We start from the raw sequence: 21,611 nt of genomic DNA, 5'->3' as shown, positions 1-21,611 counted from the left end.
TTCCCCGCGCACTCGTTGATTCTGGTTGGGGGGGTGTGGGGGGGGGCGCCCGGCGCCCCGCACTCCCCCCCCCCCCCCGGGGGCCCCCCCCCCCCCCCCCCCCCCGCCAGGCCGGTCAATCGTCTGTGCTGAGGAATCCGGTGGTCAGGGCGCCTGCGCCCCCCTCTCAGGCCATGCGAAGAGATCGTGTCCGGTGAAATCCAGATAAACGGGCATACCCTCAGCGAATGGAGAAACCCACCCACCCAGCGAAGGGAAGTCCCATGCCGAAGAAGCATCCAGCACACGGCGAGGGGCCGAGTCGGTTCAAGGGACGTGAGCAGCACGGATGGGCCGAGGACGTGGACGACAAGGATCAGAACAACCCGAGTGCACATCGGTCCTTCCATCCGGACACCTACGCCCCCGGGCCGGAGAAATCCGGTCAGCCCACCGAGGCGGAGAAGGAGGCCTCGCTGGCTGGGACGGAGATTCCGAGCGAGGGCCGCAGTGGGGAGGGCCGTGCCGGTGAGACCAAGGAACCGGGAATGCACGACAAGGGCCGACGAGGCCGCTCACAGCGCCCCAGCGGCTCCAAGGACTCCTCGGCGTTCACCGGGATCGATCCCCAGGAGCCGAAATCGGGCAACGCCGGAAGCTGACGCGAGACCCGTCGGCGATCATCACCCACCGCTGCTGAACGGCTTCGCGCTGTCCCGGCCGACGGCTGTCCCGTAGCCCCCGGTGGATCAGCGTGGCGGGCTCGTGCGCCCGCTGGGCATCACGGGACAGCCCTCGGCTCCTCAGGTGCTGGACAGCACCTGCGCGGCGACACCCAGGTCAGCGACGAGCCCCTGGTAGGCGGCGTCGCGGTCATCGGCACGGAGGACCGCAGACGGGTGCCTAGGCAGCCGGTGCTTCCGACCGGTACCGGACCAGGCCGCCCGCAGGGAACATGGAGGCGATCATGACCGTGGTGTCCGGACAGCCCCCGGCCTCGTTTTGGACCGAGTACGACCCCGGCCCCGAGTACCCGGCCCTGCGGGGTGATATCCGCGTGGACGTGGCCGTGGTGGGCGGGGGAATGGCAGGGATCTGCACCGCGCGCGAGCTCGCGTGTGCGGGGCGCAAGGTCGCCCTTCTGGAGGCAGACCGTATTGCGCGTGGCGTGACCGGCCACACCACGGCCAAGGTCACGGCGCTCCAGGGCCTCGCATTCAGCCGCATACGGAAGTCACGCGGCGAAGGGGCTGCGCGGCATTACGCGGAATCCCAGCAGGATGCCGTGGGGTACGTCCGGCGGCTGAACGGGGAACTGGGCCTCGACTGCGACCTTGAGTCTGCGCCGGCATACACGTACGTGACGGATCCGGCGGGCGTCGAGGAGTTGCGCCGCGAGGGCGAAGCAGCGAGGGCAGCGGGGTTGGAAACCGAGTTCGTGGAGGATCTCCCGCTGCCCTTCCCCGTCGCGGCAGCCGTACGTCTGGCCGATCAGGTGCAGTTCCATCCGCGTAAGTTCCTCCTCGGCATCGCCGCCGATCTGACACGCAGGGGCGGGAAGATACTCGAGCACACCAGGGTGACCCGCCTGCACGAGGGTGTTCCCTGTCGCTTGAAGACGAGTACGGGCCATACGGTCGCCGCGGACGACGTAGTGGTGGCGACGCACTACCCGATCTTCGACCGTGGTCTGCTTTTCGCCAGGCTGGAACCCAAGCGAGAGGTCGTGGTCGCGGGTCCGGTGCCCGAGGAGACACCCGTACCGGAGGGCATGTTCCTCACCGAAGAGGACGACACCCGGTCGATCCGCACCGCCCCGCGTGACGGCCGCGGTCGCATGCTGATCGTCACCGGCGACAAGTTCACCCCTGGAGACCCGAGGGACCGGGGTGCGGCTTGGCACTTCCGGACCCTGACGGACTGGGCGGTCCGTTGCTTCCCAGGCTTCTCCCCCACCCGGCGCTGGGCCGCCCAGGACGCGTTCTCGACCGACCATGTGCCCCATGTAGGTCGGCTCCATCCGTGGGCACGCCATGTCTATGTGGCAACGGGCTTCGGCGGTTGGGGGCTGAGCGGAGGCATGATGGCGGCGCGGCTGCTCACCCGCCTTCTGACCGACACCGGCTCCCCCTGGGCCGGCCTGTACGACCCCCTCCGCTTCCACCCGCTGGCCGAGGGACCGGCCGTGCTTCGGTTGGGCGCGAAGACGACACGGCGTCTGGTCGCCGGCCGACTGCCCTGTGGAAAACCCCGCTCGGCGGACGACATCGGTCCTGGCCAGGGCGCGGTGCTTGGTGGCCGGAGCGGCGGACCGTCTGCGGTACACAGGGATGCCGCCGGAACCCTCCACACCGTGTCCGCCCGCTGCACGCACATGGGGTGCATCGTGCACTTCAACGAGGTGGAATGCGTGTGGGAGTGCCCGTGCCATGGCTCCCGCTTCGCCGTGGACGGTGACGTACTGCAAGGCCCTGCTGTGCACCCTCTGACACGGCGCGACGACGGTGGCTGAGGAGCTAGCTGCTGTGCCGTGACAAGTTGTAGAGGAGGACGAGGACGGCCAGGACCATCACCGCCACATGCAGCCAACCGGGGGCGGCAGCGGCGTCAGCGGCCAGGGCGGGGTGTCCGAGTGGAGACGTCATGTGCCCCCGTGTACCCCGTCGGCTTAGGGTGATTCCGGCGTCACAGCAAGTCGCCGAGAAAGACCGTCCCCGCTCGGTACGTTGTGGGTGTGGAGTTCGATGCGTTCACCGATGCCCTGGACTATCCCCTGTACGTGGTGACGGCAGCAGCCGGGGACAGGTATTCCGGTTGCCTCGTGGGGTTCGCCTCCCAGTGCTCGATCGACCCGCCGCAGTTCGCCGTCTGGCTGTCGAAGGCGAACCACACCCACGGCGTCGCGAGCGACGCTTCCCACCTGGGCGTACACGTGCTGGATCGGCACAACCGGGATCTGGCCGCGCTGTTCGGGTCGCTCACGGGCGACGACGTCGACAAGTTCGAGCATGTGGCGTGGCACCGTGACGGAACCGGCGTCCCGGTCCTCACCGATGTCCGCACGTGGTTCGTCGGCCGGATCGTGAGCCGCTTCGACGGCGGTGACCACACAGGGTTCGTGCTGGCGCCCGTGGACGTGTCGGATCCGGTGCCCGCACCTTCTCCGCTGCTCTCCTTCAGTGATGTCCAAGGCCTCCCACCGGGGCATCCGGCCTGACCGGATCGGCTCGGGACGGGTGTTCCGGTGTGCGGCGGATGACGAGCAGGGCGATGTCGTCCGTGCGCGGGGTGTGCTCCGTGGCGTGGGCGATGAGCAGGTCGGCCAGATCGTCGGTGCTTCGGTGCCGGTGCTTGGTGACGCAGGTGACCAGGGAAGCGACAGCTGCGTCGATGTCGGTGCGCGGATCCTCGATGAGCCCGTCGGTGTAGAGGACGAGCACCGCGCCGGGCGGCAGGGGGATCTCCGTGGTGGTGTAGTGGGCCTCCGGGTCGATACCGAGCAGCAGGCCTGGGGACAGCGCGACGACCTCCACTTGGCCGTCGGGGTGCAGGAGCAGCGGTGGAGGGTGGCCCGCGGTGGTCAGCCGGGCACGGTGGCGGGCGAGGTCGAGGCGGGCGATCAGGCAACTGGTGAAAAGCCCTGGCTCGAGGTCGATGAGCAGGCGGTTGGTGCGGGCGAGTACATGAGCGGGGGGCGTTCCCCCGGTGGCGTGGGTGTGCACGGCGGTCCGGATCTGCCCCATGAGCGCGGCAGCCTGGATGTTGTGGCCCTGGACGTCCCCGATCGCGGCGACGGCGCCACCGGGGTCGCTGCGGATGAGGTCGTAGAAGTCGCCGCCGATCTCCACGCCGTGACCGGCGGGAAGGTAGCGGGCGGCGGCGTCCAGTCCGGGGATGTCGGGGAGCGTGTGCGGCAGGAGTCCGGTCTGGAGGGTGCGGGCGAGCTGGTGTGTGGTGTCGTAGAGACGGGCACGGTCCAGGGCCTGGGCGATCAGTCCGGCCAGAGAGGTCAGCACGGCGCGTTCGCCGGGTGGGAAGGGACGGCTTTGGTCGTACGACAGGACCAGCGAGCCCACGGGGCGGCCGGAGGCGATCAGTGGCAGGAACGCCCAGGCGTCTCGGTTCTCGTAGCGATCGGCACCGGGATAGGCGCGTTTGAGCTCGTCGTACGAACCGAAGAAGTGCGCGATGCCGGTGGTCAGGGTGTGCACGTTCGGGGTGTCGGCGGTCAGGGGCATACCGTCGAAACGGCAGACGAACGCGCTGCTGTAGCCGCGATAGCCGATGATCCGCAGTCGGCCGTCCTCCACCGCCATCAATGCCAGGCCGCGTGGCCCGAAGGCGGGCACGAGCTGGTCGGCGACGGTCTCGACGACGTCGTTGACGCCCGCGGTTTCCGTGAGAGCCGCCGCCAGGTGCATCAGGTGGTACAACGCGCTCGCCCCGCCTGGCTCCGCTGAGGGCTGCGCGGTTCGTGGGGGCGCCGGCGGGGAGGAATCACCGGTGAGCGGGGTGATCTGGACGCTGATGCCGCGGTCGTCGGGATACAGATGGAAGGCCAGCCAGCGGTCCGGCGGGCGCAGGGCGGTGAAGGACGTCGGCCGCCGGCTGACCACGGCCGAGCGGTAATGATCTTCGAAGAGGGGATCGTTCATCCACAGCAGCGCCTCCCAGGGCCGGGCTCCGCGCAGTGCTGCGGCTCCCGCACCGACCAGTTCGGCCGCCGCGGTGTTGATGAAGGTGATCCGTCCGTCCATGTCCAGGGCGCAGCATCCGACGGGGATCCGCTGGGCGAAATCGAGCGCGGCCCTGGCCTCGGCCGGGTCGGGTTCGTGCACTCGTGGCGGGGGCAGCGCACGTGGCTCGTCCCCGATGTCCAGCGGCTCACCACCGTCGATCGCCTGCTCCAGGAGCACCCCGGCACGATGGCAGCCTGCGGTGATCGCCTCGCGCTCCTGCGAACTGAGAGTGGGCGGGTGCCAGGTGGGCCATAGCAGCACCAAACCGCCCCACACCGCATCGCTCTCGCCTTCGAAGGGGGCGGCGGCCAACATGAAGTCGTAAGGCAGGACGATTCCTAGCCGCGGGTAGCGGCGGGCCACTTCCTCCTGGCTTGCCAGGAAGACCACTCGGTGCTCCCGGATCGCGTCCGAGACGGGGACGGGGGCGTCCACGGGGACGCGGGTCCAGGGAGCGGCGATCCGGGGCACGACGCCCGACACGACCGCGAGTCGCAGCACCCGCTCCCCCGGCGCCAGCACGTACACGAGCCCGACCGAGGCGTTGCTGCCTCGTACGGCCTCGGCGAGGACGGCGTCGAGCGCCTCAGGGCCGGGTCCGGAGCCGGTCGCCGAGGAGCCGGAGGCGGAGGCGGAGGGCATACGGTCACCTGGTCTTCCGTCTGCGCACCGGCCGGCTTCCCAGGCGGGCGGTGCTCAGCGGCACGGGCAGCGGTTCGCGACACCCCTTCCAGATATCACCCATAACCGGACCATACGTCTTCCAGTCCCACCTGATCCGGTCGGACGCGTCGTGGTCACGGTGCGTCGAGCCGACAGGTACCCGGAGGAGTCTTTCGCCGGCGACGGTGCTTCCGGGGCGTCGGGGGTACACGCAAGACATGACCGAAACAGCGACCTGGGGGGACGGACCGCACCTGCCGCGGGCGCGCGGACCGCTCTCGGCGGCGGTCATCCGGTATCTCACCTCGGCGCAACCCATTCCCCCCGGCCTTCGGGTGTCGGCGGCGGGGCCGTACGGCCACGATCTCCAGGTGGCCCTCTACACGTGCTATGAGCTGCACTATCGGGGATTCGCCGGGGTGGATGCCGCCCTGGAATGGGATCCGGAGCTGATCCGTCTGCGCCGCCCCCTGGAGGAACGATTCCTCACCACGCTGCGCCGGGACGCCTCACGTCACACGACGCTGACGGAGGCCCTCGACACACTGCTGGCGGAGCCGACGGAAGGTCACGGCGTGTCCCACTTCCTCAGGGATGAGGGAGAGCTGTGGCAGCTCAGGGAGTACGCGGCGCAGCGGTCGCTCTACCACCTGAAGGAGGCGGATCCCCACGCCTGGGTGCTGCCGCGGCTCCGCGGCCGTGCCAAGGCGGGGATGGCAGCCGTGGAGTTCGACGAGTACGGCGGTGGACGAGCCGAGTGCGTCCACGCACAGCTGTTCGCGAACCTCATGACCGATCTGGGCCTCGACACTTCCTACGGCCGCTATATCGACGCCGTCCCCGCCCAGGTCCTGGCCACCGTCAATCTGATGTCGCTGTTCGGACTGCACCGCGCCCTGCGCGGCTGCCTGGTCGGCCATTTCGCCACGCTGGAGATCACCTCGTCCCCCGGGTCCCGCCGCATGGTGGATGCCATGCGGCGCACGGGAGCCGGACCGGCCGCCGAGTTCTTCTACGGCGAACATGTCGAGGCCGACGCCGTCCATGAGCAGGTCGTCCGACGCGAGGTGATCGGCGGTCTTCTGGAGGACGAGCCCTGGCTCGAGGCCGATGTGGTCTTCGGCATCGATGCCACCGTGCATCTGGAGGAGCGGCTTGCGTCGCATGTCCTGGACGCATGGCGCAGCGGGAGATCGTCGCTCGACTTGGAAGCGAGGCCGGTTTGACGCTCATCGCTCTGCCGGGTGTGTACGCCCCGCAAGACGACACGGCCATCCTGGCTCGGGCTCTGCGCCGCGAGACGCTTCCGGCGCAAGCACAGGTCCTGGACATCGGGACGGGGACCGGGGCGCTCGCGCTGGCTGCGGCGATGCGCGGTGCCCGGGTCACAGCGGTGGACGTCTGCCGCCCCGCCGTCTGGAGTGCTCGTCTCAACGCACTGCTGTCCCGGACGCGGGTGCGGGTGCTCCGCGGCGATCTGGCCGCCCCGGTGGCGGGGCGCCGCTTCGACCTCGTCGTCGCGAACCCGCCATACGTACCCAGTCCCGCTCCCACGCCGCCGCGACACGGTCGCGCGCGAGCGTGGGACGCCGGTCGTGACGGCCGGGCCGTCATCGATCGCATCTGCCGCGAAGTGCCCGTGCTCCTTGGGCCCGGCGGCGTACTGCTCGTGGTCCATTCCGCTCTCAGCGGCGTGGAGCCCACCCTGGGGCGCTTGCGGGCAGCCGGGCTGACCGCAGACGTCACCGAGCGTCACCTGGTGGCCTTCGGGCCCGTGCTGCGCTCGCGGCGTTCCTGGCTGTGCAGTCGCGGACTCCTCGGTCCCGGCAACCAGGCGGAGGAGTTGGTGGTGATCCGTGCCGAACGAACCTGCTGACGGCCCCGGCCGCTCCCGGCCGCGGTGCCGAGTCATCCTCCCGGTGGACGGCCCCCTGCTCGTCGAAGGCCCGATCGAGGTCGTCCTTCAGGACGGCAGCACGGTCTCCTCGGACCGCTTCTGCGTCGCCCTGTGCATGTGCCGCAGAAGTCGCCGCTATCCGTGGTGCGACGCCAGTCACCGGCGGCGCACGCGGGACTGAACCCCCTGGCCGCGCCGCTCACGTCTCGCGGAGACTTCAGACGTCGATATCCGGGGCGCCGGCCCGCGCCGGCTCAGCCCAGGCGCAGGCGAGCGAGCCGCCGATCAGGCCCGCGAACAAGCCCAGGAAGAGTCCGCCGAAGTTGGCGAGGGGGAAGGACACCAGCGACAGAAGCAAGGCGGCGATTCCGGCGAACACCCGGGTCTGCGGTCGCACCCAGAGGCTGATGCCCAGCGCGATGAGGAGGACGCCCGTGATCAGGGCGCCGGCGCCTGCTGTCGTGGACAGGGCCAGCGGGATACCGGAAAGACTCAGCCGCACATACGGGAAGTACAGGATGGGCCCGCCCGCCGTCAGGGTGAACAGGCCCGCCCAGAAGGGGCGGCTGCCACGCCACGCCCTGAAGCGGTGCCGTGCGGTGCGCAAGCGCTCCCGTCCCGCCACCGGGAAGCGGGAGAGTCGGGGTGCGGCCTCTTTCGGTCCGGGGTTCAGAAACACTCGTGGCTTCCTTGCGTGAGCTGCATGCTCAGATCGGGGACGTTCAGCGTGGCCGCGCTCACGGCGACCGCGGTCACCTCCACGTCCGTCAGTCGCGCCGCATCGGCCTGCTGGGCCACGCCGTCCGGATCGAAGTACCGTGACTGCTTGTCACCCGGACTGATCGGCCCCTTGGTGACGGCGCCCGCGGCCACACCCATGTCGATGGCCTTGAAATTCGCCTGGCCGACGTCCAGCTCCTGCGCGTCGATGAACATGTTCCGTGCTTCGGCCCGTTGCTCGTCGCCGCCGGTCAGCCTCAGGGTGTACGGGCCCAGGACGGGGATGGGCACCACCACCGACTGGCACAGGCCGCTGATCTCGGCGTGCCGGAATCCGGTGACCGTCACCGGTACGGCGGTGCCCTCCCGGGTCACGTCGACCATGCCGTAGATGCTCAGGCCCCTGACCTCCAGCGTGTCCGCGCTGACCTGGAAAGTCCTGCCGGAGATCAGGAAGGAGGCGGCCAGGGCCCCCTGGGCCATACCCACGCCCACGGCCCCGGCTGCGGCCACCGAGGTGGCGAGCACCAGGGCGAAGCGCTTCCAGCGGGTCCTGCCGAAACCGTGCGACATGGCGCCTCCTCGGGCCGTGGAGCGGCGCGGCCTACGCCGTACGGGGAGAAGGGACACGTCCCTGTCCGGTGGTGGATCCCAGGCTTACGGATCTTCCGCGCGACGGCACGTTGAAAGGGCAGACGGGTGAGGGAGGACGGCTGTCGGTGAGCGTGCGCTCGACATCGCACCCCTTCGCCCTGGCGGGCAGGCCCGCCAGGGCGAAGGGGTGCGATGAAACCGTGGTCAGACCCTGCCGCGAGCCAGACGGGTGAGCGGGCCGGTGGTGGGCTTGGCTGTGGAGCGTCCCACGGCGAAGGCGGTTCCAGCGACTCCCGCGACGGCCGCGGCGGCCCCGGCGACTATCGCCTTCCGGTGCTTGACCACCGTCCATGCGGTGGTGGCCGCCGTCGCCGCCTTGGTGGCCGTGGCGGTCACGGCCTCCTGTCCGTTGGACAGTCCGGCGGCCGCGGCACGGCCCGCACGCCTGGTGGCCGCACCGGCCGACCGGGCACCCGCCGATGCGGACTTCTTCGCGTCGAGGGCCGCCGACGCCGCACCTTCCGCTTCCGTCTTGGCCTTGGACGCGGCGTGCCCTCCGGCACGCTTGGTCGCGGCAGCCGTCTTGGCGCTCGCGGCCTTCTTCGCGCTGCGGCCGCCAGTCTGCTTGGTGTCATTGTTTTCAGCGGTCATAACGTTGCTCCTTGCCTCACAACATGGTCTGAAACGCTCGCTGTTGTGATGTCGTCGTGGCTTCACTCCTGCCTGGGCAGCAGCGAGCCGAGAGGTCCGAGATCCAGATTCAAATCGTCCAGTGTGAGGTCGTAACGCTCACACAGCTCGGTCATGCGCTCCTGGAGGATCATCAGCGTCATACCGACGCGTTCTTCCTGATCCTCGCTGAGGTCGCCCTGGTCGACGCGGTGGAGGGCCGTCCGCTCCATCAACTGCCGCAACAGCTCCACGATGGTGAGGACAAGCTTCATCAGATCCCGTTCCACCGATTCGGGGTCCGTTTCCCACCGTTGCGCGATGGCGTTGCTGGAACTGCGGGGTGTTGTCATGTCCGGCACGGGAACCTCCTCTCCCGGGAGTTGAGCAACATGTCGTGTGCGACCTCCGTACATCACCAGGGGGCCGGTTCGTCGACCGTGAGGGAACGGATGACGGCTCGGAGACTGATGTGCACGAGATCGACGTCGGCGATGGACAGCACAAGGTCCCCGGTGACCACTGCTCCCCCGTTGAGCAGGCGATCCAGCAGGTCGATGAGTGCCACGGGCGGGGCCGCGCGGGCGCCGTCGTACCCTGGCGATGTCCGCGCGTCGGTGGGCACCGGCCCCCAGGGGTCTGCTGGCATGGTCATCCGCGTGCGGTCCCCTCCTCAGCCGTGAGGGTCGCGAAGGAATACGGGGCCCAAGGTCCGGTGATGTCGATCCGTACATCCGTGCTGTCACGGACCAGTGCATCGAGTACTGCGCGAAACCGGTCGATACTGGCAGCGGGGACCAGGTATGCCTCGTTGGCGATGTTCGTCCCGGCGGCCGCCGCGAGCTCGCCCTGTTGCGGACGGTGGACGACCCGGGCGGCGGCAAGGCCTGCCGCCCCGTGGACGACCTCCTCCGCCACAGCGGCAGCCCGCCGGTAGACGTCCTGGCTGCTGCGCCGTTGTGCCCGGCGCTGCTGGAGATACGCGCGTCCCGTGCCGGCAGCGCCCGTGGGGGGAAGCGGCTCAGCGGACTCGGTACCGCCGGCCTCGGCATACACCTTCACCCCGAGCTCGACGTGCTGGTCGAGCCGGTCCAGTAGAGCTTCGAACTCAGGAAGTCGCTCCCTCAGCAGAGCACAGACACGGGCGTCGTCCAGGTACACGGTCGCCAGCCGCATGGGAAGCACCGTCCCCGCGGCGAAAGCGGCCCCCACCACGGCATGATGAGCACGGGCAATGCTCTCGAGACGGGAGAGGTCTTCCATCTGCGCCTTGAGCCCCTGCTCACCGAACGTGTCCGCCGGCACCGACGACACCAGGGCGGCGACCGCCCCCTCGCTCACCAGGCGAACCGCCCGGTCGTCGACTCCCCTGAGGCCGTCGACGACGTGCGTCAGCGCAATGTCCTTCGGGACGACCGCGTACACATACGACAGATCCTGTCCATTCGGGGAGTCGGTCCGCTCGGCAGTCACCGCTCGACCTGCCTTTCGGAGGTGGTCGGTTGCTGGAGCCTCTCGTCGTGTGCGGTCACCCGCCCGGTCGCCTTGCGCAGTTCGGCGAGCTGAGCCCGCAGCAGCGCGTTCTCCTCGGCGAGCGCCTCCGCTGCGACCGGTGTGGCCGACGGCGCGGGGGCGCGGGAGGACAACGAGGGATCGCGTTCCCACCAGTCGATCCCCATCTCCCTCGCCTTGTCCACGGAGGCGACGAGCAGCCGGAGCTTGATGGTGAGCAGCTCGATGTCCAGCAGGTTGATCTGGATGTCGCCCGCGATGACGACGCCCTTGTCCAGTACCCGTTCCAGGATGTCGGCGAGGTTGGCTGATGAGCCTTGCTGGCCGTGAAGCGGAACGCTCGCGCGGCCGGCGAGTGGTTGGGTCATGTTCTCACCTCTGTGTGCGGTCTGTGCCCGCCGTCAGTGGCGGGCCGAGGCAGTACGGCGGCGGGCGGGTGGTTCCTCCTCTGCCGCGTCTTCGTCGTCGACCGCGTCGTCGTCATCCAGGAACTCGTCCGCTTCGTCGGCGTCCTCGGCGTCCTCGTAGTCGAGATCGTCGTCCGCCAGCTCCTCCTCGGGCAGCTCCTCGTCCGGGACTTCCTCGTCGTGGGCTTCGTCGCGCTCTTCCTCTCCAGGGTCCTCGGAGTCGCGCTCAGCATCGTCCTCGTCCTCGGCGGCGTACTCGTTCTCGGCTTCCCGCTCAACGGCGTCCTCATGCTCGACGACGACCTCGCCGTCCCGGATCTCGCCGCGCCAGCCGTCGGTGGCCTCGCCCCGCATCATGATGAACTTGCGGTAGAGCTTGAGATCCAGGCGCGCACGACGGCCCTGGGCGCGCCAGATGTTGCCCGTCTTCTCGAAGAGGCCCTTGGGGAAGTACTCGAGGACCAGGAGGACCCGCGTCAGGTCGTCCGTGATGCCGTGGAAGGTCACCACGCCTTTGACCGTGCCCTTGGCTCCCTCCGTGGTCCAGGCGATGCGTTCGTCGGGTACCTGCTCGGTGACGTTCGCCTTCCAGCTGCGTGTGGACTTGGCGACCTTCACCTTCCAGTTGCTGGTCGTGTCGTCCGCCTTCTCGACACTCACGACGCCCTTGGCGAAAGTGCTGAACTCCTGGAACTGGGTCCACTGGTCATACGCTTCCCGCGCCGGGACACCCACGTCGATGTCCTCGACGATGGTGACGCTCTTCGACTTGCCACCGCCGCTCTTGCGCCCCTTGCCGAACAGACTCCTGACCTTCTCCTTGAGGGTGTCCTTCAGATGCGACGCTCCCGCGGTCACCATGGCCTGACCGGGTGTCCTGCCGTCGCGGAGCGCTTTGCCGCCCTTGGCCACGCTCTTGGCCAGCATTCCCGAGCCGTGCCCCGGTTGGGCCAGCTGGGACACACCCTCACCGAGGCGATGACCCAGATTCGTCACCGCGTGCTGGGCTCGGGCGGTCAGATAGTCCCGGAGCTCTTCCTTGAGCCGATCGGCTTCCGGGCTGCGGCCGATGTCGTCCTTGATCCTGCTCAGCATTGAGTCAGTCATTGGCCTCACCCCGGCTCTTGCGGCCCGCCGCGGATGTGGACCGGCGAGGGGCACTGCTGCGCTTGCGCGCGGCGGTGGTCTTCTTCTGGGTACCGCCGGACGCCGAACGAGTACGGGTTGCGGCCTTCTTCTTCGCCACCGGGAGAGCCTCCTCGTCATCCGCGGGCGTGTCCTCGGCCTCCGTCCCATCCCCCTGGTCGAGTTCCAGCGTGCGCTGGTGGAGGGAGTCCGCGAGGCTCGTCGCTCGCTCGGTGAGGGCGGTGGTCGCGGCCGCCCGCGTGGCCTCGAACAGCTCGCGGCGGACCTGGTCGTTGAGAGGTCCCAGGACCGACGAGTTGGCAAGTTGCTTGCCGATGTGCCTGGGGTCGAGGTTCAGTTTCCTTCCGGCGAGGAACATGCCCAGGCCGATCGCCATCTTGGCCTTGCGTGTCCTGCCCAGGAAGTAGCCACCGACCAGTGCCACGCCTATCTTGATGTTGGTCGTCATGTGCTCGTCCACCTCACACTCCGGTGCTCGGATATCGCGTCGAGCCGGTCGAGAAGCTCGTCCTCCCGCCGGTCGAACTCTTCGTCTGTGATCCGTCCGGCGATCAGGTCCTGCTCCAGTGCGGCGAGTGCGCTCCGCACCGGCGCCGGGTCGTGGTACTCGCGCTCGGCGGCCAGGACCACCTGGTCGAGAACCCATGCCGTGCCCCGGACAGGAGCGAGCGGCAGCGTCAGGATGCCGGTGATGAGGCCCATCTCGGATGCCTTCGGTCGGTCTGCGGAAGAGGGTCGGCGAATGGTCAGACGAAGCTGTACGGCGGCAGCGGACCGGTCAGCGTGAGGGTGTAGGCGTCCCCGAGCCGCCCTGCCTCCTCCTGCACAGCGCGTGAGAAGGCAGCCGCTGTCTCGCCGTCGATGAGGAACGACGCGTTGAGGAAGTGGCTCCCGGTGGGTTCCCCGAGCGCGGTGCGGGCCGCCGACGGGCCGAGCCTGCCCACCAGCTCAGCGGCCTCCCGCTCCTGGCGTGCCGCCACTTCCTGGGCAACCATCTCGCCGAGCGCGACCCGCTCGTCGTGCCGCGCGGAATCGGTCCGACCGCGCTCGTTGAGCCGCCGGATCTCCTCCGAGTCCCTCATGATCTCCCGCAGCAGGTCATCCTCGTCGCGGGTGGCCTTGAGATTGAACTCCACGTGTCCGGAGAGCTCTGAGAGGCGTTCGCCGTAGGTCTCGCGCTGTTGCTCGAGAACGGCCGCCACCTGCTCGTCATCGGGTCCGACCAGTCCGAAGCGCATCGGCAGCGTCGCACCGTCGCGCATCAACCGCTCGATCACGGCCTGGTGTGCCAGGACATCACGGCGCTTGGCCCGCAGCCCGGGCGGCGCTTCACTGACCACCGCGGCCAGGTGCTTCGTGGTGACGGTGCGCAGCGGCAGCGGCGGCTTCCCGATGCCCTCGACATCTTCCAGGCGCAGGGGATGGTGGGCGTGCGTGATGGCGTACACGTAGGTGGCCATGGCTCACTCGCCCTTGCTCTGCGCCGACTGGCGACTCGACGCGGACTTACGGGCGGGGCGCTTTCGCGGCTGCTCCTCGGATTCCTCGCTCCTGCCCTGCAGCGAATCGGTGAACGCCTCGACGGCGCCGCTCAGCGCGCCTTTCGACTTACCCTTCGCTCCGCTCTCCGTCATGTCGCCGACCAGGTCGGTGAGCTGACTGGGTGCCTTGCGGCCCGACTCCAGGTCCAGCCGATTGCAGGCTTCGGCGAAGCGCAGATACGTGTCGACACTGGCGACGACGACCCGCACGTCTATCTTCAGGATTTCGATGCCGACCAGCGAGACGCGGACGAACGCATCGATGACCAGTCCGCGGTCGAGTATGAGCTCCAGGACATCATAGAGATTCCCGGAGCCGCCGCCGGAACTGCTGGGTGTGGGGCTCTGCTGGACGATCGTCATGATGAAACTCCTTTCGGCGCAACTCTTTTCGGATGCTCAGCGTCGGTCGATCTGGCCTCTCGCATACCGCCGCAGGCGTTCGTAGCCGATGAGATTGCCGTCGGCATCGAGGGAAACGCGATAGGAAGCCATCACGCTCATGGTGTCGGGAACTCTTTCGAGTTCGACCACTTCGACATCGGCACACCAGCCGTCGTCCGTGGCCTTCATCGCGGAAACCGTACCCGGCTCACACCGGAGCAGTTCCGCGAGCTGGCCGGAGGCGCAGCGCAAGGCACTGGAGACATCCATTCGCTTCTCGGGGGCCTTATTGCCCTTTTCCTCTTGGGTGTTCATGAGATCCACCTCACGGCCCGGGTGACCATTCTGACGAGCCTTCAAACATATGACTCGGATGTATTGCGCTTGCCCGGGGGATCCGAACGTATGCTCCGCCACTCACCAGTTCCTGACTGAGCGTGTCTTGTGCCTCATCTGCCTCAGAGGTACGGAATGCGAAGAACCGGCTGACATGCGCCGTACCGGATGGGACGGTGGACGTCGCCGTCCGCTCCGGGCGGTGCGTCGGTCACAAGACGAGGGGAGCGACTGTGCCCAAGGGGACCTACGCCAAGGACGCGACGGAAGCCGAGACCGACCTCATCGCCTACTGCAAGGCGAGCCACTTCGACCGGGAGTGGATGAGCGACGAGCGATGGGCTACCACGGTCCGCATCGCCTGCGACAAGGAGTACGGCTACGACGAGGCCTACCGCACCATCGACACGGATCAGGTGGCCCTGCTCGCCGAGACCGCCAAGCAGGGGCGCAAGAGCAAGCTGGACGCCGACGAGGACGACCTGCTCTCCCTCGTGGAGCGCGCCGACGAGCTGGCGAAGACGCTGGTGCCGAACATCCTCCAGCAGTGTGCCGACGCCTACCTGGGCGGGCAGCGGGTCAACCTCGGCTTCTCCAAGGCGATGACCCGCACCGAGTTCGCCCAGCTGCGCAAGGACTGGACGGTGGCGGGCGAGTACGCCACCGGCGACGGCATGTTCACCAACTTCCACAGCTTCCCGCCGCAGGACAAGCAGAAGGCGGGCAAGGGTTCGGTGGGCGACACTCTCGCGCGCCGGGACACTCAGGGCAACCTGCTCGTGAAGATCGCCGGACGGACCTTCAACATGCATGTGGACATCAAGGATTAGGCGCTCTGCCGGCAATCGGGCGCGTCGTCTGCGGGTCCGTCATGGCTGATCGCGTGGTTCCCCGCGCCCACGCAGGGCGTGGCCGAACCGCTCAGGACCCGCTGAGCGGCAAGAGACGTGAGGTCGCCATTGAGCGACCGACTCATGCGCCCGCGGCGCCGGGCCGCAGGCCGGGGTGCTCCTCGGCCAGCCGGTCCGGCGCCGCCTGCCTCCAGGAGTCGACGAGGATGTCGCGCAGCTCGTCCAGGTCCTCGAGTGCGGCGAGCCGCACCCGCACCCAGGCCGAGCTCGCCTCGTGCGGTGGCACCCAGAACTTGTCCGGCTCGGCGGCGATGAGCTCTGTGCGCTCGTGTCTGGGACAGCGCACGGCGAACGACGTCTGATCATCCGGAATGGTGATGTACATCTTCCCGGCCACGCGGAATGTGGGCATGTCCCACGCCTCTTTCTCCGTTGTCGCGGGAAGCGACAGGGCGATTCGGCGGATGTCTTCGGCTTCGATCATGCGCCCCACCGTAGCCAGCGTCACTGACACGCTCCCGCGGCCAGAAATCCGTTGGCCCGTCGCCTGGATCGGACCGCGATCGGCGGTCGGGAACGATAGAAATGCCCTGTGCGTGATTCTTCGGGGCAGATCAGGGATGAACCGCCGAAACCACCCAGGGGCGACCATGCGTCCGGGTGGAGCATGCGGCGGTCGCTGCGGCGCCTGCGGTCCCTGCTGGATGTACGCAGCCTCGCAGGCCAGGTGTTCCTGCTCCAGCTGGGTGTGGTGGTGCTGGTCGTCGCCACGGCGCTGGTGGCCCTCGTCGTACAGGCGGGCCACCACAGCACGGAGGACGCCCGGCAGCGGACACTCACCGCGGCCCAGACCTTCGCGCACTCCCCGGGGCTTCTCGCCACACTGGAGAGTCCCGACCCCAGCGCGGTGCTGCAACCAAGCGCCGAGGCGGTCCGCAAGGCCGCCGGCGTCGACGCGATCATCGTCTACCAGAGGGACGGAATCGCCCTGACCCACAGTGATCCGGACCAGATCGGCAAGCACGTCATCGGCCCCTACGCGGAAGCGGCCACGGGAAAGACGTTCACCAAGACCTTCCAGGGGACGCTCGGGCTCTCCGTGATCTCGGCCGTGCCCGTCAGGGACGGCCGGGGTTCGGTCGTCGCCATCGTCTCCTCCGTCGTGACGGTGGGGAAGGTGCAGGACCGGGTGAACCAGCAGCTGCCGGTCCTGTTCGGGGTCGCCATCGGGTCGGTCGCGCTGGCCGCGGGCGGATCGGCACTGGTGAGCCGCCGTCTGCGGAGGCAGACCCACGGTCTGGGCCCGGCCGAGATGACCCGGATGTACGAACACCATGACGCGGTACTCCACGCCGTACGGGAAGGAGTGCTGATCGTCGGGGCCGACGGCCGGCTGCTGCTGGCCAACGACGAGACCCGCCGCCTCCTGGACCTGCCGGCGGACGCGGAGCACCGCCCCGTCAGCACGCTGGGGCTGAGCGCCGAACTCGCCGAGCTGCTGACATCCGATCTCCCGGCCACCGACGAGGTGCATCTGGCGGGCGACCGGCTCCTCGCCGTCAACAAGCGGTTCGCCGAACCGGAGGGTCCGGCGAGCAGGGTGGTGACGCTGCGGGACACCACCGAGCTCCAGTCCCTCGCCGGCCGGGCGGAGACCGCCCGCGAGCGGCTCCAACTGCTGTACGACGCCGGAGTGCGGATCGGGACCACCCTGGACGTCACCCGCACCGCCCGGGAACTCGCGGAGGTCGCGGTCCCCCATTTCGCCGACGTCGTATCCGTCGAACTGCTGGAGCCGGTCCTGCACGGCGAGGAGCCGTCCGGAGCGAGCACCGAGATGCGCCGTACCGCCGTCGTGGGCCTGGAGCGGGACGATCTCCTGTACCCGGCCGGCACGCTGATCCGGTTCGTCAGCTCCACTCCCACGGCGGCAGGCGCGGCGGACGGACGGGCAGTCCTGGTGGAGGACCTGAGTGTCTCCCAGGGCTGGCAGGCCCAGAACCCCGAGCGGGCCCGCCGGATCCTGGAGCACGGAGTCCATTCCCTGGTCGTGGTGCCGTTGCAGGCACGTGGGGTGGTGCTCGGAACGGCCCACTACTGGCGGTCGGAGGCCTCCGCGCCGTTCGACGAGGAGGACGTGGCCTTCGCGGAGGAGCTGACCGCCCGGGCGGCGGTGTGCATCGACAACGCGCGCCGCTACACCCGCGAGCACACCACGGCAGTCGCGCTCCAGCGCAGTCTGCTGCCCAGCGGGGTGCCGGAGCAGTCGGCCCTGAAGGTGGCCTACCGCTATCTGCCCGCCAGGGCCGGCGTGGGCGGGGACTGGTTCGACGTCATCCCGCTGTCCGGCGCCCGGGTCGCCCTGGTCGTCGGTGACGTCGTGGGGCACGGTGTGCACGCGGCAGCCACCATGGGGCGGCTGCGCACCGCCGTGCACAACTTCTCCGTCCTGGACATCCCGCCGGAGGAGTTGCTGGGGCACATGGACGAGCTCGTGGCCCAGATCGACATCGACGAGTCCGACGACGGCGAGGGGCTGGGGATCACCGGTGCGACCTGTCTGTACGCCGTCTACGACCCCGCATCGGGGCAGTTGACGGTCGCCACCGCGGGCCATCCCGGACCTGCGGTGGTCCACCCCGACGGGAGGGTGGAATTCCTGCAGCTACCGGTCTCCCCGCCGCTGGGCCTCGGGGCCTCGATGCCCGTGGAGAGTGCCGAGCTTGCCGTGTCCGAGGGGTCACGACTGGTGCTCTACACCGATGGGTTGATCGAGGACCGGGGACGCGACCTGGACGACGGTCTCGTGGCTCTGCGCGACGCGCTGACGGGGCCCGACCGCTCCCCGGAAGCCACCTGCGCGGCGGTCATCGGCGCCATGATGCCCGACCAGCACAGGGACGACATCGCGCTGCTGGTGGCCCGTACCCACCGGCTCACCCCCTCCCGGATCGCGGAATGGACGGTGGCCCGCGACCCGGCGGCGGTGAGCCCGGTCCGCGCCGACTGCGTACGCCGGATCCGGGCGTGGGGCCTCGAACAGATCGATTTCGCCGCCGAACTCGTCCTCAGCGAGCTGATCACCAACGCCGTCACCTACGGCACCGATCCCATCACGGTGCGGCTCCTCCGCGACCGGGCCCTGATCTGTGAGGTCTCCGACGGCAGCAGTACCTCACCGCGGCTGCGGCGGGCCACGGTCACCGACGAGGGCGGTCGCGGGCTCTTCCTGGTGGCCCAGTTCGCCGAACGGTGGGGTACCCGCTATACCCCGACCGGCAAGGTCATCTGGGCGGAGCTGTCCCTCCACGGCGGCGCCGGCCCATCGGCGGACGGACTCGCCGATTTCCTGTTCGACGAGGTGGAGCCGCTTGGCGGCCCAGGCGGAGAGCAGGTCGGCACAGGACGGTGAGGGACAATCGTGAAGTGAGCGCGTTTCCGCTCCCCCGGCGCGGCCGGACCACCGTGCCTCGCCTGCGGAGTCGCACGTTCTCCGTCCCCTCCGTTTCCCGGCGCCCGTGTCCTGGAGCAATCGTGACCGCATCTTGCGTTCGATCGGCCGTGGCCGCGGGGTGCCTCGGTCTGCTGCTCGCGAGCGGCTGCACCGAGGCACCGCAGTCCGGGCCCGTGAAGCCCGCGGTCGCCACCTCGGCGTCGGAGGCGGGGGGAATGAACGCGCTGGTCGCCGCGGCGAAGCGGGAGGGTGCGCTGAACACCATCGCGCTGCCGCGCGACTGGGCCAACTACGGCGGCCTGATCGACGGCTTCGAGGAGAAGTACGGGATCAAGGTCGCGGTCGCCGATCCCGAGGCCTCCAGCCAGGACGAGATCGACGCCATCAAGAAGGGCGGGAAGCGCGCCGACGCCCCCGACGTCATCGATGTGGGGGACACCTTCGCCCGGACTGCGGCCCGGCAGAGGCTGCTGGCGCCGTACCGGGTCGCCGCGTACGACTCGATCCCGGCCAGCCAGAGGGACGGTGAGGCCCGCTGGTCCAACAACTACGGCGGCTATATCTCCATCGGGTGCGACGCCACCCGGGTCAACCCCTGCCCCCAGACCTTCGCCGACCTGCTGGATCCCCGGTACAAGGGGAAGGTCTCGCTGGACGGTGACCCCACCCGTTCCAACACCGCATTCGCCGGTGTGTACGCGGCCGCCCTCGCGAACGGAGGGTCGTTCGACGACATCCAGCCCGGGCTCGACTTCTTCGCCGAGCTCAAGGAGCGGGGCAACTTCAATCCCGCCGAGTCCACATCGACCGCGGTGCAGACCGGCAGAACGCCCATCAGCATCGACTGGGACTACATCAATCTCGACTACGCGGACCAGTTCCGCGACAAGGGAGTGGACTGGCGGGTCTCCATCCCCTTCGACGGAAGCTTCGCCCAGTACTACGCCCTGGCCGTCAACAGGAACGCCCCACACCCGGCGGCGGCCCGGCTTTGGCTGGAGTACCTCTTCAGTGTGGCGGGCCAGAACCTCAGGCTCGGTGGTTACGCCCGCCCGGTGCTGATGGAGGCCATGCGCGAGGACGGCACCCTTGACGAAGCCTCAGCGGCGAGACTGCCGACGGTCGAAGGGGAGCCGCAGTTCCCCACGGACGCCCAACTGGAGAAGGCCAGGCTGACGGTGGACCGGGAGTGGGCGAAGACCATGGCGGGCTGAGCACGCTTGGACCCGGATGACGGTGTGCCGTCCATGCGGCGGTGTACAGGATGAGGGCCGCAGGGCCTTGGCCATACGGTTGCCTCATGGTACGAACTGACGGTATGCGGATGTCCGCCCGGCGGCCCATTCTTCTCGCGGGCGCGCCGTACGCCATCCTGCGCTGATCGCGCCCACGCCGGCCCACGCCGGGCAGCCCGCAGGAGACGGCGAGGACTCGGCGGACACGGTGGTCGTGTCCGAGGTGAAGGCCACCGGCGGACTGAGCATCAGCGCACCCGCTGCGGCGACGCTCACCATCCGACGCCGGGGTCGGCCTGACGGCCCTTCACCGATGCGGCGAGTGCGCCGCACTCCTCGACCGTGACGGCGGGGCGCGGCGTCGCCGTCACGGTGCCCGCTCCGATGGCGCTCGCACTGCCGACGAGAGCTGCTGCGGCGAGCGCGCGGCCGAGCCGTCGTGAGCTGCGCATGGCTTGCTCCCCGCGGGACGACGGCTCCCTTTCACCGGCACGGCGCCAGCGGCTTCAGCGCCGAACTAGGGGCGGGTGAGGACGACCTTGCCGACGACCTTGAGGCGACCTTCCTCGTAGTCGCGCAGCACGTCGATGGCGTCCCCCATCGCGAAGGTGGCGCCGACGCCGGCGACCAGTCGCTTCCTGCCGACGGCCTCGATGGCCCGGTCGAGCCCGCCCGTGTCGGCTATTGCGAACGCGGGCCGTGCGCGCCGCTTCGTCACCAGGGCCCCGAGGTGTCCGAGACCGGGTGTCATGGTGCGGAAGCAGCCCTTCCGGGAGAGCGCGGCTTCGACATCGCGGTACATGTACCGGTCCGACAGGTCGATGACGGTGTCGAAGCGCCTGCCGCTTCCGGCAAGGGTCTGCGTCCGGTAGTCGAGGACCTCGTCGAGTCCGAACGAGCGGAGCGTGTTGGCTGCCGGGCCGCCGGCGACGGCCGTCACGAGCGCACCCGTGTCGCGCGCGAACTGGACGGCGTAGAGCCCGATTCCGCCGCCGGCGCCGAGGACGGCGACGCGGTGGTCTGTCTGGCCGTGGCGGGGCGTCAGATACTTGGCGGCCACCTTGGCGCCGGTGGCAGCACCCATGGGAAGGGTGCTGGCTTCGGCGAAGTCCAGGCCGTCGGGGACACGGCGCACCTTGTCGTGCTTCACCTTGACGAGGTCCGCGAAGCTCCGGGAGCGCGGGGCGGAGAGGCCCGTCACCGCATCGCCGGGTACGAGGGTCGACACCTCCGGGCCGACGGCGCGGACGATGCCCGCGAAGTCGAGCCCCATGCCCTTCGGGGATGGCTCGAACAGATTTGCCACACCCAGCTCGCCCGTGCGCATCTTGATGTCGGTCGGGTTGATCGACGCGGCCCTGACCTCGACCACGATCTCCTTCGGACCGGCCGTGGGCTCGTCGACTTCGGCCCATTCGAGCACATCCGGTCCGCCGCGGTGCCGGTACTGCAGTCGCTTCATGTCGGGCTCCCTCTCCGATATT

At 69.2% G+C, this 21,611-nt stretch carries 27 protein-coding genes and 1 pseudogene; 9 read left to right on the top strand and 19 right to left on the bottom strand.

The genetic code is table 11. The features are described 5' to 3' along the window. Positions 1-263 precede the first annotated feature (263 nt). Positions 264-641: a hypothetical protein gene (locus tag ABZ532_RS24215; protein WP_361287414.1), complete on the top strand. Its 378-nt coding sequence runs from the start codon at positions 264-266 to the stop codon at positions 639-641. Positions 642-782: 141 nt separating this feature from the next. Here ABZ532_RS24215 and ABZ532_RS24210 read toward each other — a convergent pair. After that, positions 783-881, bottom strand: a pseudogene (locus ABZ532_RS24210) (uracil-DNA glycosylase); the annotation flags it as partial. Between the two features lie 65 nt (positions 882-946). On the opposite strand from ABZ532_RS24210, the gene ABZ532_RS24205 reads away from it, so the two are divergent. Beyond that, positions 947-2,491, top strand: coding sequence for an FAD-dependent oxidoreductase (locus ABZ532_RS24205; protein ID WP_361287411.1), 1,545 nt, complete (start codon positions 947-949; stop codon positions 2,489-2,491). Positions 2,492-2,495: 4 nt separating this feature from the next. On the opposite strand, the gene ABZ532_RS24200 is transcribed toward ABZ532_RS24205, so the two are convergent. Then, positions 2,496-2,624, bottom strand: a complete 129-nt coding sequence (locus ABZ532_RS24200; protein WP_361287408.1) for a hypothetical protein — start codon at positions 2,622-2,624, stop codon at positions 2,496-2,498. Positions 2,625-2,713: 89 nt separating this feature from the next. On the opposite strand from ABZ532_RS24200, the gene ABZ532_RS24195 reads away from it, so the two are divergent. After that, the gene (locus ABZ532_RS24195; protein ID WP_361287405.1) at positions 2,714-3,196 is read left to right on the top strand and encodes a flavin reductase family protein; all 483 of its coding nucleotides are present in this window, start codon (positions 2,714-2,716) and stop codon (positions 3,194-3,196) included. Here the strand turns inward: ABZ532_RS24195 and ABZ532_RS24190 are convergent. Continuing rightward, positions 3,156-5,360: a SpoIIE family protein phosphatase gene (locus tag ABZ532_RS24190; RefSeq protein WP_361287402.1), complete on the bottom strand. Its 2,205-nt coding sequence runs from the start codon at positions 5,358-5,360 to the stop codon at positions 3,156-3,158. The genes ABZ532_RS24195 and ABZ532_RS24190 overlap by 41 nt on opposite strands. 239 nt (positions 5,361-5,599) lie before the next feature. On the opposite strand from ABZ532_RS24190, the gene ABZ532_RS24185 reads away from it, so the two are divergent. Genes ABZ532_RS24185 through ABZ532_RS24175 form a run of 3 tightly spaced genes read left to right on the top strand, consistent with a single transcriptional unit; the run spans position 5,600 to position 7,459 of the window. Then, the gene (locus ABZ532_RS24185; RefSeq protein WP_361287399.1) at positions 5,600-6,607 is read left to right on the top strand and encodes an iron-containing redox enzyme family protein; all 1,008 of its coding nucleotides are present in this window, start codon (positions 5,600-5,602) and stop codon (positions 6,605-6,607) included. Next, on the top strand, positions 6,604-7,257 hold the full coding sequence (locus ABZ532_RS24180) for a HemK2/MTQ2 family protein methyltransferase (protein ID WP_361287396.1): 654 nt from the start codon (positions 6,604-6,606) through the stop codon (positions 7,255-7,257). Before ABZ532_RS24185 ends, ABZ532_RS24180 begins: the two co-directional genes overlap by 4 nt. Beyond that, entirely contained in the window at positions 7,238-7,459 is a 222-nt protein-coding gene (locus tag ABZ532_RS24175) for a CDGSH iron-sulfur domain-containing protein (protein WP_361287393.1), read from the top strand. The genes ABZ532_RS24180 and ABZ532_RS24175 overlap by 20 nt, the downstream gene beginning before the upstream one ends. A gap of 36 nt (positions 7,460-7,495) precedes the next feature. On the opposite strand, the gene ABZ532_RS24170 is transcribed toward ABZ532_RS24175, so the two are convergent. The 13 genes from ABZ532_RS24170 to ABZ532_RS24110 form a co-directional block, all read right to left on the bottom strand. After that, entirely contained in the window at positions 7,496-7,957 is a 462-nt protein-coding gene (locus tag ABZ532_RS24170) for a DUF6114 domain-containing protein (protein ID WP_361287390.1), read from the bottom strand. Further along, on the bottom strand, positions 7,948-8,571 hold the full coding sequence (locus ABZ532_RS24165; RefSeq protein ID WP_361287388.1) for a DUF6230 family protein: 624 nt from the start codon (positions 8,569-8,571) through the stop codon (positions 7,948-7,950). Before ABZ532_RS24165 ends, ABZ532_RS24170 begins: the two co-directional genes overlap by 10 nt. Before the next feature lie 225 nt (positions 8,572-8,796). Next, positions 8,797-9,243, bottom strand: a complete 447-nt coding sequence (locus ABZ532_RS24160; protein WP_361287385.1) for a hypothetical protein — start codon at positions 9,241-9,243, stop codon at positions 8,797-8,799. Positions 9,244-9,305: 62 nt separating this feature from the next. Continuing rightward, a complete protein-coding gene (locus ABZ532_RS24155; protein ID WP_361287431.1) occupies positions 9,306-9,614 on the bottom strand; it encodes a gas vesicle protein K in 309 nt (102 codons plus the stop codon). Between the two features lie 62 nt (positions 9,615-9,676). Further along, positions 9,677-9,916, bottom strand: coding sequence for a gas vesicle protein (locus tag ABZ532_RS24150; RefSeq protein ID WP_361287382.1), 240 nt, complete (start codon positions 9,914-9,916; stop codon positions 9,677-9,679). Further along, the gene (locus ABZ532_RS24145) at positions 9,913-10,734 is read right to left on the bottom strand and encodes a GvpL/GvpF family gas vesicle protein (RefSeq protein WP_361287379.1); all 822 of its coding nucleotides are present in this window, start codon (positions 10,732-10,734) and stop codon (positions 9,913-9,915) included. The genes ABZ532_RS24150 and ABZ532_RS24145 overlap by 4 nt, the downstream gene beginning before the upstream one ends. Beyond that, positions 10,731-11,141, bottom strand: a complete 411-nt coding sequence (locus ABZ532_RS24140) for a gas vesicle protein (RefSeq protein WP_361287376.1) — start codon at positions 11,139-11,141, stop codon at positions 10,731-10,733. Before ABZ532_RS24140 ends, ABZ532_RS24145 begins: the two co-directional genes overlap by 4 nt. A 33-nt stretch (positions 11,142-11,174) precedes the next feature. After that, positions 11,175-12,287 (bottom strand): SRPBCC family protein, encoded by a 1,113-nt coding sequence (locus tag ABZ532_RS24135; RefSeq protein WP_361287373.1) that lies wholly within the window; start codon positions 12,285-12,287, stop codon positions 11,175-11,177. Then, positions 12,280-12,774, bottom strand: coding sequence for a hypothetical protein (locus tag ABZ532_RS24130; RefSeq protein ID WP_361287370.1), 495 nt, complete (start codon positions 12,772-12,774; stop codon positions 12,280-12,282). Before ABZ532_RS24130 ends, ABZ532_RS24135 begins: the two co-directional genes overlap by 8 nt. Further along, entirely contained in the window at positions 12,771-13,028 is a 258-nt protein-coding gene (locus tag ABZ532_RS24125) for a gas vesicle protein GvpG (RefSeq protein ID WP_361287367.1), read from the bottom strand. The genes ABZ532_RS24130 and ABZ532_RS24125 overlap by 4 nt, the downstream gene beginning before the upstream one ends. 44 nt (positions 13,029-13,072) lie before the next feature. Next, positions 13,073-13,786: a GvpL/GvpF family gas vesicle protein gene (locus ABZ532_RS24120; protein WP_361287365.1), complete on the bottom strand. Its 714-nt coding sequence runs from the start codon at positions 13,784-13,786 to the stop codon at positions 13,073-13,075. A gap of 3 nt (positions 13,787-13,789) precedes the next feature. Beyond that, positions 13,790-14,230, bottom strand: coding sequence for a gas vesicle structural protein GvpA (locus tag ABZ532_RS24115; protein WP_361287362.1), 441 nt, complete (start codon positions 14,228-14,230; stop codon positions 13,790-13,792). Between the two features lie 36 nt (positions 14,231-14,266). Next, complete coding sequence (locus ABZ532_RS24110; protein ID WP_361287359.1) at positions 14,267-14,566, bottom strand: gas vesicle protein; 300 nt, start codon at positions 14,564-14,566, stop codon at positions 14,267-14,269. Positions 14,567-14,820: 254 nt separating this feature from the next. Between ABZ532_RS24110 and ABZ532_RS24105 the strand changes: the two genes are divergently transcribed. Next, a complete protein-coding gene (locus ABZ532_RS24105) occupies positions 14,821-15,417 on the top strand; it encodes a hypothetical protein (protein WP_361287356.1) in 597 nt (198 codons plus the stop codon). Between the two features lie 142 nt (positions 15,418-15,559). On the opposite strand, the gene ABZ532_RS24100 is transcribed toward ABZ532_RS24105, so the two are convergent. Continuing rightward, complete coding sequence (locus ABZ532_RS24100) at positions 15,560-15,922, bottom strand: MmcQ/YjbR family DNA-binding protein (RefSeq protein WP_361287353.1); 363 nt, start codon at positions 15,920-15,922, stop codon at positions 15,560-15,562. A 183-nt stretch (positions 15,923-16,105) separates the two neighbouring features. On the opposite strand from ABZ532_RS24100, the gene ABZ532_RS24095 reads away from it, so the two are divergent. Together ABZ532_RS24095 and ABZ532_RS24090 are read left to right on the top strand one after the other, a co-directional pair. Next, a complete protein-coding gene (locus ABZ532_RS24095; protein WP_361287349.1) occupies positions 16,106-18,850 on the top strand; it encodes a SpoIIE family protein phosphatase in 2,745 nt (914 codons plus the stop codon). A 122-nt stretch (positions 18,851-18,972) separates the two neighbouring features. Continuing rightward, positions 18,973-20,106, top strand: a complete 1,134-nt coding sequence (locus ABZ532_RS24090) for an extracellular solute-binding protein (protein ID WP_361287346.1) — start codon at positions 18,973-18,975, stop codon at positions 20,104-20,106. Positions 20,107-20,399: 293 nt separating this feature from the next. On the opposite strand, the gene ABZ532_RS24085 is transcribed toward ABZ532_RS24090, so the two are convergent. After that, a complete protein-coding gene (locus ABZ532_RS24085) occupies positions 20,400-20,579 on the bottom strand; it encodes a hypothetical protein (RefSeq protein ID WP_361287343.1) in 180 nt (59 codons plus the stop codon). Between the two features lie 65 nt (positions 20,580-20,644). Next, positions 20,645-21,589, bottom strand: coding sequence for an NADP-dependent oxidoreductase (locus ABZ532_RS24080; protein WP_361287340.1), 945 nt, complete (start codon positions 21,587-21,589; stop codon positions 20,645-20,647). Positions 21,590-21,611 lie beyond the last annotated feature (22 nt).

The organism is Streptomyces sp. NPDC019396 (assembly GCF_040632375.1).
In the GTDB taxonomy this organism is placed as follows: Bacteria; Actinomycetota; Actinomycetes; order Streptomycetales; family Streptomycetaceae; genus Streptomyces.
The sequence above is the reverse complement of the archived record's forward strand: the minus strand, read 5'-3'. Positions and strand labels throughout refer to the sequence as shown.